The sequence below is a fragment of the Streptomyces millisiae genome (assembly GCF_031845425.1).
GTDB lineage: Bacteria > Actinomycetota > Actinomycetes > Streptomycetales > Streptomycetaceae > Streptomyces > Streptomyces millisiae.
Window position 1 is genome coordinate 37,911 of sequence record NZ_JAVREM010000012.1, and the last position, 15,211, is coordinate 53,121.

At 73.7% G+C, this 15,211-nt stretch carries 13 protein-coding genes; 12 read left to right on the forward strand and 1 reads right to left on the reverse strand.

What is annotated here, in order from left to right; translation table 11 throughout:
- The first annotated feature begins 12 nt into the window (after nucleotides 1–12).
- Nucleotides 13–855, forward strand: a complete 843-nt coding sequence (locus RNC47_RS12845) for an SDR family NAD(P)-dependent oxidoreductase (RefSeq protein WP_311598394.1) — start codon at nucleotides 13–15, stop codon at nucleotides 853–855.
- Between the two features lie 22 nt (nucleotides 856–877).
- Here RNC47_RS12845 and RNC47_RS12850 read toward each other — a convergent pair whose 3' ends face one another.
- On the reverse strand, nucleotides 878–2,092 hold the full coding sequence (locus RNC47_RS12850; protein WP_311598396.1) for an ROK family transcriptional regulator: 1,215 nt from the start codon (nucleotides 2,090–2,092) through the stop codon (nucleotides 878–880).
- A 216-nt stretch (nucleotides 2,093–2,308) separates the two neighbouring features.
- On the opposite strand from RNC47_RS12850, the gene RNC47_RS12855 reads away from it, so the two are divergent.
- The 11 genes from RNC47_RS12855 to RNC47_RS12905 all read left to right on the forward strand — a co-directional run bounded on the left by RNC47_RS12855 (nucleotide 2,309) and on the right by RNC47_RS12905 (nucleotide 15,209).
- On the forward strand, nucleotides 2,309–3,817 hold the full coding sequence (locus RNC47_RS12855; RefSeq protein ID WP_311598564.1) for a sugar ABC transporter ATP-binding protein: 1,509 nt from the start codon (nucleotides 2,309–2,311) through the stop codon (nucleotides 3,815–3,817).
- A gap of 70 nt (nucleotides 3,818–3,887) precedes the next feature.
- A complete protein-coding gene (locus RNC47_RS12860) occupies nucleotides 3,888–4,922 on the forward strand; it encodes an ABC transporter permease (protein ID WP_394814768.1) in 1,035 nt (344 codons plus the stop codon).
- Between the two features lie 108 nt (nucleotides 4,923–5,030).
- Nucleotides 5,031–6,098, forward strand: a complete 1,068-nt coding sequence (locus RNC47_RS12865) for a substrate-binding domain-containing protein (protein WP_311598398.1) — start codon at nucleotides 5,031–5,033, stop codon at nucleotides 6,096–6,098.
- A gap of 64 nt (nucleotides 6,099–6,162) precedes the next feature.
- Nucleotides 6,163–7,380: a Gfo/Idh/MocA family protein gene (locus tag RNC47_RS12870; protein WP_311598400.1), complete on the forward strand. Its 1,218-nt coding sequence runs from the start codon at nucleotides 6,163–6,165 to the stop codon at nucleotides 7,378–7,380.
- An 86-nt stretch (nucleotides 7,381–7,466) separates the two neighbouring features.
- Nucleotides 7,467–8,414: a sugar phosphate isomerase/epimerase family protein gene (locus RNC47_RS12875; protein ID WP_311598401.1), complete on the forward strand. Its 948-nt coding sequence runs from the start codon at nucleotides 7,467–7,469 to the stop codon at nucleotides 8,412–8,414.
- A 139-nt stretch (nucleotides 8,415–8,553) separates the two neighbouring features.
- Entirely contained in the window at nucleotides 8,554–10,674 is a 2,121-nt protein-coding gene (locus RNC47_RS12880) for a PQQ-dependent sugar dehydrogenase (RefSeq protein WP_311598403.1), read from the forward strand.
- A 90-nt stretch (nucleotides 10,675–10,764) separates the two neighbouring features.
- The gene (locus RNC47_RS12885; protein ID WP_311598405.1) at nucleotides 10,765–11,946 is read left to right on the forward strand and encodes an inositol-3-phosphate synthase; all 1,182 of its coding nucleotides are present in this window, start codon (nucleotides 10,765–10,767) and stop codon (nucleotides 11,944–11,946) included.
- On the forward strand, nucleotides 11,943–12,875 hold the full coding sequence (locus RNC47_RS12890) for an SCO3242 family prenyltransferase (RefSeq protein WP_311598406.1): 933 nt from the start codon (nucleotides 11,943–11,945) through the stop codon (nucleotides 12,873–12,875). Before RNC47_RS12885 ends, RNC47_RS12890 begins: the two co-directional genes overlap by 4 nt.
- Nucleotides 12,872–13,729: a sugar phosphate isomerase/epimerase family protein gene (locus RNC47_RS12895; RefSeq protein WP_311598408.1), complete on the forward strand. Its 858-nt coding sequence runs from the start codon at nucleotides 12,872–12,874 to the stop codon at nucleotides 13,727–13,729. The genes RNC47_RS12890 and RNC47_RS12895 overlap by 4 nt, the downstream gene beginning before the upstream one ends.
- Complete coding sequence (locus RNC47_RS12900; protein WP_311598411.1) at nucleotides 13,726–14,340, forward strand: EboA domain-containing protein; 615 nt, start codon at nucleotides 13,726–13,728, stop codon at nucleotides 14,338–14,340. Before RNC47_RS12895 ends, RNC47_RS12900 begins: the two co-directional genes overlap by 4 nt.
- A complete protein-coding gene (locus RNC47_RS12905) occupies nucleotides 14,340–15,209 on the forward strand; it encodes a TatD family hydrolase (protein ID WP_311598413.1) in 870 nt (289 codons plus the stop codon). The genes RNC47_RS12900 and RNC47_RS12905 overlap by 1 nt, the downstream gene beginning before the upstream one ends.
- The last annotated feature ends 2 nt before the right edge of the window (nucleotides 15,210–15,211 follow it).

Here is a 15,211-nt window from a genome sequence, read left to right on the forward strand (position 1 = left end):
GGAGGACCACCCGTGACCGAGTCCACCGACCCGCCCCGCACCGTTCTCGTCACCGGAGCCACCGACGGCCTCGGCAGGGCCCTGGCCCACGACCTGGCGGCCAGCGGCGCCGAGCTCATCCTGCACGGCCGCAGCCGGGAGCGGCTGGACCGCCTCGTCGCTGAGTTGGTGGCGGGCGGCGCCGGCGAACCCCGGACCGTCGTCGCGGACTTCGCCGAGCTCGCCCAGGTCCGCCGGATGGCCGAGGAGGTCCGTGCGACGGCCGGGCGGCTCGACGTGCTGGTGAACAACGCCGGCGTCGGCGGCGGCGAGCCGGACGGTCGCACCCGCCGCACCAGCGCGGACGGCCACGAGCTGCGGCTGGCGGTCAACCACCTCGCCGGATTCCTGCTGACCCTCGAACTGCTGCCGCTGCTCCGGGCGTCGGCGCCGGCCCGGGTGGTCAACGTGGCGTCCCTCGGCCAGCACCCGATCGACTTCGGCGACCTGATGCTGGAGCACGGCTACGACGGTTGGCGTGCCTACCGCCAGAGCAAGCTGGCGCAGATCATGTGCGGCTTCGAGCTCGCCGGCCGGCTGCCCGCCGAGGAGGTGACCGTCAACAGCCTCCACCCCGCCACCTACATGCCGACGAAGATGGTGCTCGCCGACCTCGGCAGCAGCGTCGACACCCTGGAGGAGGGCGTGGCGGCCACCCGCCGCCTCGTCCTCGCCCCCGAACTCGCCACGACCACCGGCCGGTTCTACGACCGGACCCGGGAGAGCCGGGCGCACGCCCAGGCGTACGACGCCGCGGCCCGGCGGCGGCTGTGGGACAGGAGTGTGGAGCTCACCGGGGCTCCGACGCCCGCCTGAGCCGCGATCCGGTGACCGGGCGTCAGGCCGTGACCGGGTCGGCCGCCTCGGGGGTCATCAGGTAGCGGGGGAGGTGGGCCGGGGCGAAGGCGTGCTCGACGACCATGGCGGCGGCGCCGTAGACGCCGGCGCGCTCGCCGGCGCGGGACTGGACGATGCGCAGGTCCTGGGTGGCCAGCGGCAGTGAGCGCTGGTAGACGACCTCGCGGATGCCGGCGACGAGGTGCTCGCCGGCCTGGGAGAGGGCGCCGCCGATGACGATCACCGAGGGGTTGAAGAAGCTGACCGCGGTGGCCAGCACCTCGCCGATGTGGCGGCCGGCCTGGCGGACCAGCTTCAAGGTGGTGACCGAGCCGTTGCGCGCCAGGGCGACCACGTCGGCGCTGGTGCGGGCCTCGTTGCCCAGCTCGGTGAGCCGGGCGGCGAGCGCGGCGCCGCTGGCGACGGCCTCCAGGCAGCCGGTGTTGCCGCAGCGGCACGGCACGTCGGCCTCGTGCGGGAGCTGGACGTGGCCCATGTCGCCGGCGGCGCCCTGGGAGCCGCGGTGCAGCCGGCCGTCGGCGATCAGGCCGCTGCCGATGCCGGTGGCGATCTTGACGAAGATCATGTGCTGCTGGTCGTGCCACTGCGTGCGGTGCTCGCCGAGCGCCATCAGGTTCACGTCGTTGTCGACCAGCGCCGGGGCGCCGACCAGCTCCTCCACGAAGCCGGGCACGTCGAAGCCGTCCCAACCGGGCATGATCGGCGGGTTGGTGGGCTTGCCCGAGGCGTGCTCGACGGGGCCCGGCAGGCCGAGGCCGATGCCGAGCAGGTCGGCGCGGCCGCGCCCGGCCCTGGTCAGCAGCCCCTCGCCGTGCTCGGTGACCTGCTTGAGGACCGTCTCGGGGCCGGCCGCGACGTCGAGCGCCAGGTCCTCCTCGGCGAGCACGGTGCCGGACAGGTCGGTGATCGCGGTCTTGGCGTGGGTGGCGCCGATGTCGGCGGCCAGCACGACGCGGGCGGCGGCGTTGAAGACGAAGGTGGACGGCGGTCGCCCGCCGGTGGAGGGCGCGTTGTCGGTCTGGGTGAGCAGCCCGGAGCCGAGCAGCGTGTCGACGCGCTCGGCGATGGTCGAGCGCCCCATGCCGGTCTCGGCGACCAGCTCGGCTCGGGTCCGCGGCCGGCCGTCGCGCACGAGCCAGAGCAGCGCGGCCGTGCCCGCCGCCTGACCGGCGGGGAGGGAGCCGTTCTCCGCCATGGTGGCCCTGCCCTTCTGTCGCCTGCGGACCTTAAGTGCGTGGTCAACGATACAACGTAGGGGGCTTAGTTCAGTTACCGCACAAGCTTCGATCAGAAACAGCTGTGCTTTCTATTGACGTCCGGTAAAAGCCTTCCTACCTTGTCGCCCATGACTGGCCCCCCGAAGACGTCCGGCCCGTCCGCGGCGGAGGACGTACGTGAACCGCTGTTGGCGATGCACGGAATCGTCAAGCACTTCCCCGGCGTGAAGGCCCTCGACGGCATCGACATGGACGTCCTGCCGGGCGAGGTGCACTGCCTCCTGGGCCAGAACGGCGCAGGCAAGTCCACCCTCATCAAGGTCCTGGCCGGCGCCCACCAGCCCGACGCCGGGCGGATCCTGTGGCGCGGAGAGGAGGTCCGCTTCCCGCGCCCGATGGCGGCCCTGGACCGCGGCATCGCGACCATCTACCAGGAACTCGACCTGGTGGACGGTCTGTCCGTGGCCGAGAACGTCTACCTCGGTCACGAGCGCGCCCAGTTCGGCTTCACCGCGCGTGGCGAGATCAACGCCGCCACCGGTGAGCTGCTGCGCCGCCTCGGCCACCCCGAGATGTCCCCGACCCAGGAGGTCGGCTCGCTCTCCGCGGCCGGCAAGCAGATCGTCAGCATGGCCCGCGCCCTCTCGCACGACGCCCAGCTGATCGTGATGGACGAGCCCTCGGCCGTCCTGGACCAGGAGGAGGTCAACCGCCTCTTCACGGTGATCGCCGACCTCGCGGCGCAGGGCATCGCGATCATCTACATCTCGCACCGGCTCGAGGAGATCCGGCGGATCGGCGACCGGATCACCGTGCTCAAGGACGGCCGCACTGCGGCCTCCGGGCTGCCGGCGGCCGACACCCCGACCCCCGAGATCATCCGGCTGATGACCGGCCGGTCCATCGAGTACGTCTTCCCCGAGCGCGCCGCCGCGTCCGAGGTGCCGGCCGAGCCGGTGCTGGAGGTGGAGGGGCTCAGCCGGAAGGGCGAGTTCACCGACGTCGGGTTCAGCGTGCGGCCGGGCGAGATCGTCGGCCTCGCCGGGCTCGTCGGCTCCGGGCGCTCCGAGATCCTGGAGACCGTCTACGGCGCCCGCAAGGCCACCGCCGGCACCGTGCGCGTCGCCGGCCGGACGCTGCGCCCCGGCCGGGTCGGCGCCGCGATGGCCGCCGGGGTCGGCTTCTGCCCCGAGGAGCGCAAGAGCCAGGCCCTGATCCTCGGCGACGCCGTCTACCGCAACGTCACGCTCGCCAGCCTGGCCCGCTTCCACCGCGCCGGCTTCATGGACAACGCGCGGGAGCGCCGCGCGGCGAGCGAGCACACCGAGGCGCTCGACGTGCGCCCCGCCGGCGTCAACCGCCCGGTGGGCAACCTCTCGGGCGGCAACCAGCAGAAGGTCGTGCTGGCCCGCTGGCTGCTGCGCGGCTGCAAGGTGCTGCTGCTCGACGAGCCGAGCCGCGGCGTGGACGTCGGCGCGCGCGCCGAGATCTACGCCCTCATCCGGGACCTCGCCGACCAGGGCATCGGCGTGGTGCTGGTGTCCAGCGAGATCGAGGAGGTCATCGGCCTCTCCGACCGGGTGCTGGTGATCTCCGACGGCCGGGTCGTCGCCGAGTCGGCCGCCGAGGACATCGACGAACACCGGGTCCTCGACCTGGTGATGGAGGGCGAGCTGGTGCCCGCGGGAACCGAACGAGCATGAGTGGCGAGCAGCCGCGACCCGGCGCCGGCCGTCGCCGCGGCAACAGAGAAGCGAACGAGGAGAGTTCACAGTGAGCGCTCAGACAGAAGCCGAGCAGCGGCCCGGCGACGCCGTGCGGGTCGCGCCGCAGGGCGCCGCGCGGATCGGCGCGCTGCTCTCCAGCCCGGCCGGCCGCAACCTGGGCCTGGTCATAGCCCTGCTGCTGCTGTGCGTGATCGGGGCCGCGACGGCGGGGGACCGGTTCGCCTCCTTCGACAACATGATGACGATCCTGCGCCTGGCCTCGGTGGTCGGCGTGGTCAGCGTCGCCATGACGTTCGTCATCACCGGCGGCGGCATCGACCTGTCCGTGGGCGCGGTGCTGGCGCTGGCCTCGGTCTGGGCGACCACGCTGTCCACCCAGCAGATGGCGGCCGACTTCCACTGGATCGTGATGGTCACCACGGCCCTGCTGGTGGGCGCCGGCGCGGGCCTGATCAACGGGCTGCTGATCGCCTACGGCCGGATGGCGCCGTTCATCGCCACCCTCGCCATGATGGCGGCGGCACGCGGCCTCGCCGAGCTCATCTCGGACCGGCAGACCCAGGTGGTGACCGAGACCGGGCTCATCGACTTCTTCGGCGCCGAGGTGCTCGGCGTCCCGGTCCTGGTGATCATCTTCGCGCTGACCGCGGCCGGCGGCTGGGTGCTGCTCAACCGCACCACCTTCGGCCGCCGCACCCTCGCGGTCGGCGGCAACCCGGAGGCGGCCCGGCTCGCCGGCATCGACGTCCGCCGGCACAGCGCCATCCTCTACCTGCTGCTCGGCCTCGCCTGTGGCCTGGCCGCCGTGATGATCCTGGCCCGTACCACCGCCGGCACCTCCACCCACGGCGGCCTGATGGAGCTCGACGCCATCGCCGCCGTGGTGATCGGCGGCACCCTGCTCAGCGGCGGCCGCGGCACCGTCGTCGGCACCGTCTTCGGTGTGCTGATCTTCACCACGCTCACCAACGTGTTCACCCTCAACAACCTCGACTCCTCCACGCAGGCCGTCGCCAAGGGCGCGATCATCGTCGCCGCGGTGCTGCTCCAGCAGCGCGTCTCCGGGCGAGGCACCCCGTAGGGCGAGCCGCGGCCGACGCGTCGCCCGTCGAGCCCTGATCCAGGGGCCCGACGTCCGCCATCCCTCTTTCTCTTACTCACCACCCCTTCGTCCTGACCGGAGACAGCCATGTCCAGAAACCTCCCCCGCAGCGGCGCGCGCCGGATCGTCACCCGGGTCGGCGTCGGCCTGGCCGCGGTCGGCCTGCTCGCCGCCTGCACCAGCAACACGCCCGAGGAGAGCGAGGAGGAGACCGACGGCGGGCAGCAGAACGCCGCCAGCTCCAACGACGAGCCCGGCGAGAACGTCGTGATCGGCTTCTCCGGTCCGCAGGCCGACCACGGTTGGCTGGCCGCCATCAACACCTTCGCGGAGCAGGCCGCCGAGCAGTACTCGGACGTCGAGCTGCGGATGGCCGAGGGCACCAACGACCCGTCCACCCAGATCAGCCACATCGAGACCTTCATCAACGACGGCGTCGACGCCATCGTGCTGCTGCCCACCGACGGCGCCGCGCTCACCCAGGTGGCCACCCAGGCCATGGAGGCCGGCATACCGGTGGTCAACGTGGACCGTGAGTTCTCCGACGACGCCGCCGCCCGCACCACCATCCTCGGCGACAACTACGGCATGGGCGTCTCCGCCGGCGAGTACGCCTGCCAGCTGGTCGCCGAGAACAACCTCGGCGACGACGCCGTCATCGCCGAGATCGCCGGCATCGACTCGCTGCCGCTCACCCAGGAGCGCTCCCAGGGCTTCGCCGACGCGCTCGAGGCCTGCGGGCAGGACGTCGACAACCGGGTCGCCGCCGAGTTCACCGTCGAGTCGGGCGAGGAGGCCGCCTCCAACCTGCTCCAGGCGGCGAACGAGATCGACATCATCTGGAACCACGACGACGACCAGGGCGTGGGCGTCAAGGCCGCCTTCGACAACGCCGGCCGCGACGAGTTCTTCTTCATCGGCGGCGCCGGCTCGGCCAACGCGATGCGCTGGATCCAGAGCGGCGAGATGGAGGCCACCGTCATCTACCCGGCCACCCAGGCCGGCGACGGCATCAAGCTCGCCCGGCTGATCGCCCAGGACCGTGGCCTGTCCGACCTGGTGCAGGTCGAGGTGCCGCGCCGCATCGTGCTCGACGCCCCCGTGGTGACCGCCGAGAACGTCGAGGAGTACCTCCCGATGGGCTTCGAGTCCTGACGGCCGGAGGCACGACGGCCGCAGGCACAGCCGGAGGTCCCCACTCCCCGACGACGGAGGTCGCATGAGCACGCTCAGCAGCTCGAACAACCGCCCACGCACCGCCCCACCGGCCGCCGGCGAGACGCTCGGCATCGGCATGGTCGGCTACGGCTTCATGGGCATGGCCCACTCCCAGGGCTGGCGCAACGCCAGAAGCTTCTTCGCCCCGCCGCTGCGCCCCCGGCTCGCCGCCCTCGGCGGCCGGAACCGGGAGGCGGCCGGCGAGCTGGCCGACCGGTTCGACTGGCCGGTGGTGGAGACCGACTGGCGGGCGCTGGTGGCGCGGGACGACGTGCACCTCGTCGACGTCTGCACCCCGGGCGACACGCACGCCGAGATCGCCGTCGCGGCCCTGGAGGCCGGCAAGCACGTGCTGTGCGAGAAGCCGCTGGCCAACACCGTCGCCGAGGCCGAGGTCATGGCGGAGGCGGCGGCCAAGGCCAGGGAGCGCGGCGTGCGTTCGATGCTCGGCTTCACCTACCGGCGGGTCCCGGCCCTCACGCTGGCCCGCCGGCTGGTGGCCGAGGGCCGGCTCGGGCGGCTGCGGCACGTGCGGGCCCGCTACCTCCAGGACTGGCTGACCGACCCGTCGGCGCCCTACACCTGGCGGATGTCGAAGGAGCGGGCCGGCTCCGGCGCGCTCGGCGACATCGGCGCGCACGCCGTCGACCTGGCCCAGTACCTCACCGGGGAGCTGGTCACCGGGGTCAGCGCCGTCGTCGACACCTTCGTGCGCGAGCGGCCCCTGCCGGACGGCGGCGGCACCGGCGAGGTCACCGTCGACGACGCGGCCGTCTTCCTCGGCCGCTTCGACGGCGGCGCGCTCGCCAGCTTCGAGGCCACCAGGTACGCCACCGGGCGCAAGAACGCGCTGCGGATCGAGCTCAACGGCGACCGCGGCAGCCTGGCGTTCGACCTGGAGGAGCTCAACGTCCTCCACTTCCACGACGCCACCGTCGACCAGAACGTCCAGGGCTTCACCCGGATCCTGGTCACCGAGCCCACCCACCCCTACATCGAGGCCTGGTGGCCGCCGGGCCACGGCCTCGGCTACGAGCACGCCTTCGCCCACCAGGCCGTCGACCTGCTGACGGCCATCGCCGACGGCACCGACCCGGAGCCGTCCTTCGAGGACGGCCTGCGGGTGCAGCGGGTGCTGGCCGCCGTCGAGGAGTCGCACGAGGCCGGCGGCGCCTGGACCACGCTGCCCGCCCCGACCACGCCGGCCACCGCTCCCTGACCCTCCCCAAGGCGCCGCGGCCCGGGCCCACGAGCCCGGGCCGCGCGACCCCCCATGTGAACCACCAGAGAAACACAGGAGCCGTCATGTGCTACGGATTCGACGGAGACAGATCCCTCACCGACTCGCTCGCCGCGCGCGGCCTCGGGCGCCGCACGCTGCTGCGCGGCGCGGCCCTGGGCGCCATCGGCGCCGGCGCGGCCTTCGCGGCCGCCCCCGCGGCGCTGGCGGCCCAGCCCCAGGGCGGCGGCGGCCACGGCCACTCGCTGGTGCCCCGCAACAAGATCAGCGTCCAGCTCTACACCCTCCGCTCGGACCTGGGCGGCGCCGCCGGCTACGACGCCACCCTGCGCTCGCTCGCCCGCATCGGCTACCGCAAGGTCGAGCAGGCCGGCTACTACGGCCGCACCGCCACCGAGCTGCGCCGCTTCCACGACAGCCTCGGCATCCGCACCACCTCGAGCCACGAGGGCATCAGCGCGGACGACGCGGCGCTGCGCACCAAGCTGCGGAACGCCCTGATCCTGGGCCAGAAGTACGTCAACGTGCCCTACCTCAACTCGGCCAACGCCGAGGACTGGTACGCCTGGGCCGAGCGGATGAACGTCGAGGCCCGCGCCGCGCGCCGCCTCGGGCTGCGCTACGGCTACCACAACCACGCCCACGAGTTCACCACCGACCTGGGCCGTGGCCGCACCCCGTGGGACATCCTCACCCGGGAGCTCGACCCGCGCTACGTCCACCTGGAGATCGACCTGTACTGGACGGTCAGGGCCGCCGTCGAGCTCGGCGAGCGCGACCCGGAGCGCTTCTCGCTCGACGTCATCCGCCGCGCGCCGCAGCGCGTCATCCAGTTCCACGTCAAGGACCGCAGCGCCGCCGACGGCGACATGGCCGACCTCGGCACCGGCGTCATCGACTTCCCCCGCATCTTCCGGGCCCACAAGGTCGACGAGTACATCGTCGAGAACGACACCCCCGACGTCACGCCGCTCCAGTCGGCCGAGGTCGGCTACGACTACCTCGGCTCCTGACGCGCGACCAGGGCCACTTCGCCACCCCTCGCTCCTGGTGGCGGCCCACCGGCCGCCACCAGGCAACGCCCCGCCGGCTCGCTGGCACCGAACGGCAGGGCGATCGAACCGCCGGCCACACGCGCACGAAGAGGAAGCAATGCGAAGAAAAACCATTCCAGCCCTCGTGGCGGTGATGGCGGGCGCGCTGCTGAGCGTACCCGCTACCGCCAACGCCCACGAGGGGCACGAGCCGACCCCCGACGCGCCCCAGACCGCCGAGTTCCAGAAGGTCACCCTCAACGACACGCCAGGCGAGCCCATCGACCTCGCCGTCCTGCCGGACGGCCGCGTGATGCACACCACCCGCGGCGGGCAGGTGTGGATCAACGACCCCGACAACGGCCTCAACACCCTCGCCGCCGAGCTCGACGTGTACGAGCACGACGAGGAGGGCCTGCAGAGCATCGCCATCGACCCGAACTTCAACGGTCGCGGCAACAGCTGGGTCTACCTGTACTACGCCCCACCGCTGGACACCCCCGTGGACGACCCGGCCACCCCGGACGTCAACGAGGGCGACGCGCCCCTGACCGGCACCCCCGAGGACTTCGAGCCGTTCGAGGGCTACACCCAGCTCTCCCGCTTCCAACTGCGCGGCGACACCCTCGACCTGTCCACCGAGCAGCGGATCATCGAGGTCCCCGCCACCCGGGGCATCTGCTGCCACGTCGGCGGCGACATCGTCTTCGACAGCGACGACAACCTCTACCTCTCCACCGGCGACGACTCCAACCCGTTCGCCTCCGGCGGCTACACCCCCATCGACGAGCGGACCGACCGCAACCCCGCCTACGACGCGCAGCGGACCTCCGCCAACACCAACGACCTGCGCGGCAAGGTGCTGCGCATCAAGGTCAACCGGGACGGCTCCTACTCCGTTCCGCGCGGCAACCTCTTCCGGCCCGGCACGGAGGGCGCCCGGCCCGAGATCTTCCTGATGGGCCTGCGCAACCCGTTCCGGATCGAGATCGACCAGGAGACGGACGCGCTCTACGTCGCCGACTACTCGCCCGACGCGCGCGTCGCCGACCCGGGGCGGGGCCCGGACGGCACCGGGAAGTGGTTCGCGACCACCCGGGCCGGCAACCACGGCTGGCCCTACTGCGTGACCCCCGAACTCCCCTACGTCGACTACGACTTCGCCACGAACACCTCGGGCGAGCCGTTCGACTGCGCCGCCCCGGTGAACGAGTCGCCGCACAACACCGGGCTGCGTGAGCTGCCGACCGTCGTCCAGCCGCAGATGTGGTACGGCTACGGCGAGTCGGAGAACTTCCCCGAGCTCGGCACCGGCGGCATCGCCCCGATGGCCGGCCCCGCCTACGAGTACGACCGGCGGGTCGCGGCCCGCAACAGCGCCCGCGCCTGGCCCCAGGAGTACGAAGGGCACCCGCTGTTCTACGAGTTCAGCCGGGACCGGATCTGGGGCTTCGACGTCGACCGCCGCAACAACCTCAACGGCATCGAGGAGGTCCTCGCCGACCTGGACTTCTCCTCGCTGATCGACATGGAGTTCGGCCCCGACGGCGCGCTCTACGTGCTGGAGTACGGCAAGGGCTTCTTCGCCGAGAATCCGGAGGCCCAGCTCGCCCGCATCGACTACATAGGACGCGACGGCAACCACACCCCGGTGCCGCGCGCCTCCGCCGACGTCACCGGCGGACACGCGCCGCTGACCGTGAACTTCTCCAGCGAGGGCACCGAGGACGCCGACGGCGACCGGCTGCGCTACGCCTGGGACTTCGACTCCGACGGCCGGATCGACTCCCGGGAGGCCAACCCGACCTTCACCTACTCCGAGGACGGCGTCCATCTCGCCTCCCTCCGGGTGACCGACCGCACCGGCCGCGCCGCCAACGCCGAGGTGGAGATCGTCATCGGCAACGACGTGCCGCAGGTCTCCTTCGTCACCCCGGCCGGCGGCGAGGAGTTCTCCTTCGGTGACACGATCGCCTACGAGGTGACCGTCACCGACGACCAGCCGTTCGACTGCTCGCGGGTCTCCGTGACCTACACCCTGGGCCACGACACGCATGGTCACCCGCTCACCACCGCCCGCGGCTGCGTCGGCTCGATCACGACCGCCCTGGACGACTCGCACGACCCGGAACACGACGACCTGCGGGGCGTGTTCACGGCCAGCTACACCGACCCCGGCGTGAACGGGCTTCCCCCGCTCACCGGCACCGCCGAGGTGACCCTCGTCCCGGTCGGCTGACCGGGACCGGGTGAGCCCCGGCCGGGCCCCGGGTGACACCGGGGCCCGGCCGGGGCAATCCCATGGAAACACCGACCAGGAGGTCCGCACATGTCCGCGCTGTCCCCTCCCTCTCCCGCTCCCCGGATCGGCGTCTGGTTCGTCGGCGCCAGGGGCTCGGTGGCCACCACCGCCACGGTGGGCGCCCTCGCCCTGCGCGCCGGCCTCGGCTCGCCCGACGGCTGCGTGGCCGAACTCCCGGAGGTGGCCGCCGCCCGACTGCCCGGGCTCGCCGAACTGATCACCGGCGGGCACGAGTTGGGGCACGGCTCGCTGCCCAAGCGGGCCGAGGAGCTGGCCGCCGGCGGCGTGTTCCCCGCCCAGCTCGCCCGCGCGCTCAGCGCCGAACTCGCCGAGGCCGACAGCCGAATACGCCCCGGCGCGGGCCCCGGTGGGGAGACCCAGCGGGCCGCCGCGCGCCGCATCGCCGACGACATCACCGCGTTCCGGGACCGCCACGGCCTCGACCGGGTGGTCGTCGTCGACGTGTCGAGCACCGAGCCGCCCGCCCCCGACCACCCGGCGCTCGCCGACCTCGACGCACTCGAACGCGCCCTGGACGCCGGCGAGTCACCGCTGCCGGCCAGCTCCCTGTACGCCTACGCCGCCTACCGGGCCGGCTGCCCCGTCGTCGCCTTCACCCCGAGCCCTGGCCCGCGCCCGCCGGCGCTCGTCCAACTCGCCGCCCGCGAGGGCCTGCCGTGGGCCGGCTCGGACGGCAAGACCGGCGAGACCCTGCTCAAGTCCGCGCTGGCCCCGATGTTCGCCAGCCGCGCCCTGACCATCCGCTCCTGGACCTCGGTCAACCTCCTCGGCGGCGGCGACGGCCGCACCCTCGCCGACCCGGCGGCGGCCGAGAGCAAGCTGCGCACCAAGGGACAGGGCCTGGAGGCCATCCTCGGCCGGCCGGTCGACGGGCCCATGCACATCGACTACGTCGCCGACCTCGGCGACTGGAAGACCGCCTGGGACCATGTCTCCTTCGAGGGCTTCCTCGGCACCCGCATGACGCTCCAGTTCACCTGGAGCGGCTGCGACTCGGCGCTGGCCGCGCCGCTGGTGCTCGATCTGGCACGGCTCACGGCGCGCGCCGCCGAGGCGGGCGAGACCGGGCCGCTCGCCGCGCTCGGCTTCTTCTTCAAGGACCCGGCGGGCGACGGCGTCGCGCACGACCTCGGCACCCAGTGGCGCGCCCTCACCGAGTGGTGCGCGGCGCTCGGGGAGCGGGCGTGAGGGCTCGCGACGCGGCCGAACTCGTCCGGCTGCCGGCCGCGTTGACCGCGCCGGGCGACAGCCTGGCCGGCGCGGCGGCGGCCGGCTGGCCCTACGGCCGCCGCAGCTGGGCGGCGCCGGCCGCGTCGGTGTGCCTGTACCTGGCCGGTATGGCGCTCAACGACTTCGCCGACTGCGACCTGGACGCGCGGGAGCGGCCCGAGCGCCCGATTCCCTCAGGCCGCGTCGACGCCTTCGAGGCGCTCGGCCTCGCCACGGCGCTGACCGGCGCCGGCCTCGGCCTGGCCGCCGTGGCCGGCGGCCGCCGCGCCCTGCGGGTCGCGGTGCCGCTGGCCGGAACCGTGTGGGCCTACGACCTGTGGGCCCAGCGCACCGCCGCCGGGCCGGCGTTCATGGCCGCCGCCCGCGGCCTCGACGTCCTGCTCGGCGCCGGCGGCCACGCCTCGGCGGCGGCCGTCCCCGCACTCGCCATGGCCACCCACACCGCCGGCGTCACCACCCTCAGCCGCGGCGAAGTCCACGGCGCGCCTCGCGCCGCGGCGTTGGCCGCCGTGGCGGGCACCGCCACGGCGGCCGGCCTGGCCACGCTGGGCGCGCTCCGCGCGGCACGAGGCCCGGCGGCCGGCGGAGCCGCCGCGGCCGGCCGGCTCCGCCGGCTCGCGGGCCGTGCCCGCGCGGCCGCCCCCGCCGGAGGCGGCGTCGTGGCGGCCGTCGTGTACGCGCGCTCCGTCGGGCGGCCGCAGCTGGCGGCCGTGCGGGCGGTGGGGGACGCGCGGGCCGCGCGGGGCGCCACCGGCGCCGGGGTGCGGGGCGGCATCGGCCTGCAGGCCGCGTTGGCCGCCGGCGCCGGCGCGCCGGCCGTCGCCGCCGCCCTGTCGGCGCTCGGTCCGCTCGCCCGTCTCGCCTCGCGAAAGGTGTCCCCGACATGACCGGCCTCCGCTTCGGCTACGGCACCAACGGCTTCGCCAACCACCGGCTCGACGAGGCCCTGGCCGTCATCGCGGGACTCGGCTACGACGGCGTCGCGCTGACCCTGGACCACCCGCACCTGGATCCCTTCGCGCCCGATCTCGCGGCCCGCACCGCCGCGTTGGCGCGCCGTCTCGACCAACTCGGGCTCGGCGTCGTCGTGGAGACCGGGGCGCGCTACGTCCTCGACCCCCGGCACAAGCACGAGCCCACCCTCGTCTCCGCCGAGGGCCGCGACCGCCGCGTCGACTACCTCGGCCGGGCCGTCCGGGTCGCCGCCGACCTCGGCGCCGACGCCGTCTCGTTCTGGTCCGGGACGCTGCCCGCCGGCACCACCCCCGAGGAGGGCTGGCGGCGCCTGACCACCGGCACCGCCGAGGTGCTGGCGACGGCCGAACGGCACGGCGTGGTCTGCGCGTTCGAGCCGGAGCCCGGCATGTTCGTCGACACGCTCGGCGGCGTCGCCGAACTGCGCCGCCGGCTCGGCGACCCGGCCGCGCTGCGGGTGACGATCGACCTCGGGCACACCGTGTGCAACGAGGACGCGTCGACGGCCGACTGCGTGCGCGGCGTCGGCCCGCTGCTGGCCAACGTGCAGGCCGACGACATGCGGCGCGGCACGCACGAGCACCTGGAGTTCGGCGACGGCGAGATCGACCTGCCGGCCGCACTCGGCGCCCTGCGCGAGATCGGCTACCGGGGGCTGGTCGCCGTCGAGCTGCCCCGGCACGCGCACGCCGCGCCCACCGTCGCCGCCCGCGCGCTGGACGCGCTCCGCAAGGCGGAGGCGGAGACGGAGGCGGTGGCCCGATGAGCGCCGAGCACACCGAGCGGCTCTTCCCGCTGGCGGCCGAGGTGGCCGCGGACCCCTCCCGGCTCAGGGTCCTCTTCCCCGCCGTGGGGCGGCTCGTCGGCCGGGGCCCGACCGACCCGGACGACCCGGAGGGGCTGCGCGTGCCCCGGATCGAGGACCGGGCCCGGGCCGCCCTGGTGGCCGCCGTCGCCGCGTCCAGCCGCCTCTCGCCGACCGAACTCACCACCATGCTCACCGAGTTGTACGAGGACGGCGACGGCGACGAGAAGCGCGCCGTGCTGCGCGCCCTCGACGACGTCGACATCCCGGGGCTGCTCGGGCTCGTCGAGGACGGGCTGCGCAGCAACGACCCGCGCCTGGTCGCGGCCGCCATGGGCCGGTACGCCGACCGCCACCTCGGCGCGGACGTCTGGCGGCACGGCGTGCTCAAGTGCCTGTTCGTCGGCGTGCCGTTGGATGCCGTCGCCGCCTGGACCGGCCGCGTCGACGACGAACTCGCCCGCATGACGGCCGCGTTCGTCGCCGAACGGGAGGCCGCCGGCCGCCCCGTACCCGAGGACGCCCGCCGCATCCTCGCCCTGTACCGCCCGCACCCCGAAGGAGAGCGCTGATGCGCATCTTCGACCCGCACATCCACATGACGTCCCGCACCACCGACGACTACCAGGTGATGTACGACGCGGGCGTGCGCGCCGTGACCGAGCCGGCGTTCTGGCTCGGCCAACCCCGCACCTCCGTCGGCTCGTTCAAGGACTACTTCGACGGCCTGGTCGGCTGGGAGCGGTTCCGGGCCGCCCAGTTCGGCATCCGGCACCACTGCACCGTCGCCCTCAACCCCAAGGAGGCCAACGACCCCCGGCTCGCCGGGGTGTTGGACCTGCTGCCGCGCTACCTGGCCAAGGACGGCGTGGTGGCGGTCGGCGAGACCGGCTTCGACTCCATGACCGAGGCCGAGGAGACCATCTTCGTCCGCCACCTCGGCCTCGCCGCCGAGCACGGCCTGCCCGTGCTGGTGCACACCCCGCACCGCGACAAGGCCGAAGGCACGCGCCGCAGCCTGGAGTTGGTCGCCGCCTCCGGGCTGCCGCCGGAGATGGTGCTCATCGACCACCTCAACGAGGTGACCGTCGGCCTGGTCGCCGAGTCCGGCTGCTGGATGGGCTTCTCCATCTACCCCGACACCAAGATGGACGAGCACCGCATGGTCAAGGTCCTCGCCGAGTACGGGCTCGACCGCATGATCGTCAACTCGGCCGCCGACTGGGGCCGCAGCGACCCGCTGAAGACCGCCAAGACCGGCGCCGCGATGCGCGAGGCCGGCTTCGACGAGGACGCCGTGGACCGGGTGCTGTGGCGCAACCCGGTGGCCTTCTACGCCCAGAGCGGCCGGCTGCTGCTGGACGAGGCCGGCGACGGGGCGGCGGACGCCACCGCCACCTTCGAGGGCAACTCGATCCTGCGCGGCCAGCGGCCGGCCTGAGA

Bases quoted from the DNA above. Each gene is read 5' to 3' on its own strand.
- RNC47_RS12850 (WP_311598396.1), bottom strand. From the start codon at position 2,092: ATGGCGGAGAACGGCTCCCTCCCCGCCGGTCAGGCGGCGGGCACGGCC.
- RNC47_RS12855 (WP_311598564.1), top strand. From the start codon at position 2,309: ATGCACGGAATCGTCAAGCACTTCCCCGGCGTGAAGGCCCTCGACGGC.
- RNC47_RS12865 (WP_311598398.1), top strand. From the start codon at position 5,031: ATGTCCAGAAACCTCCCCCGCAGCGGCGCGCGCCGGATCGTCACCCGG.
- RNC47_RS12870 (WP_311598400.1), top strand. From the start codon at position 6,163: ATGAGCACGCTCAGCAGCTCGAACAACCGCCCACGCACCGCCCCACCG.
- RNC47_RS12875 (WP_311598401.1), top strand. From the start codon at position 7,467: ATGTGCTACGGATTCGACGGAGACAGATCCCTCACCGACTCGCTCGCC.
- RNC47_RS12880 (WP_311598403.1), top strand. From the start codon at position 8,554: ATGCGAAGAAAAACCATTCCAGCCCTCGTGGCGGTGATGGCGGGCGCG.
- RNC47_RS12885 (WP_311598405.1), top strand. From the start codon at position 10,765: ATGTCCGCGCTGTCCCCTCCCTCTCCCGCTCCCCGGATCGGCGTCTGG.
- RNC47_RS12895 (WP_311598408.1), top strand. From the start codon at position 12,872: ATGACCGGCCTCCGCTTCGGCTACGGCACCAACGGCTTCGCCAACCAC.
- RNC47_RS12900 (WP_311598411.1), top strand. From the start codon at position 13,726: ATGAGCGCCGAGCACACCGAGCGGCTCTTCCCGCTGGCGGCCGAGGTG.
- RNC47_RS12905 (WP_311598413.1), top strand. From the start codon at position 14,340: ATGCGCATCTTCGACCCGCACATCCACATGACGTCCCGCACCACCGAC.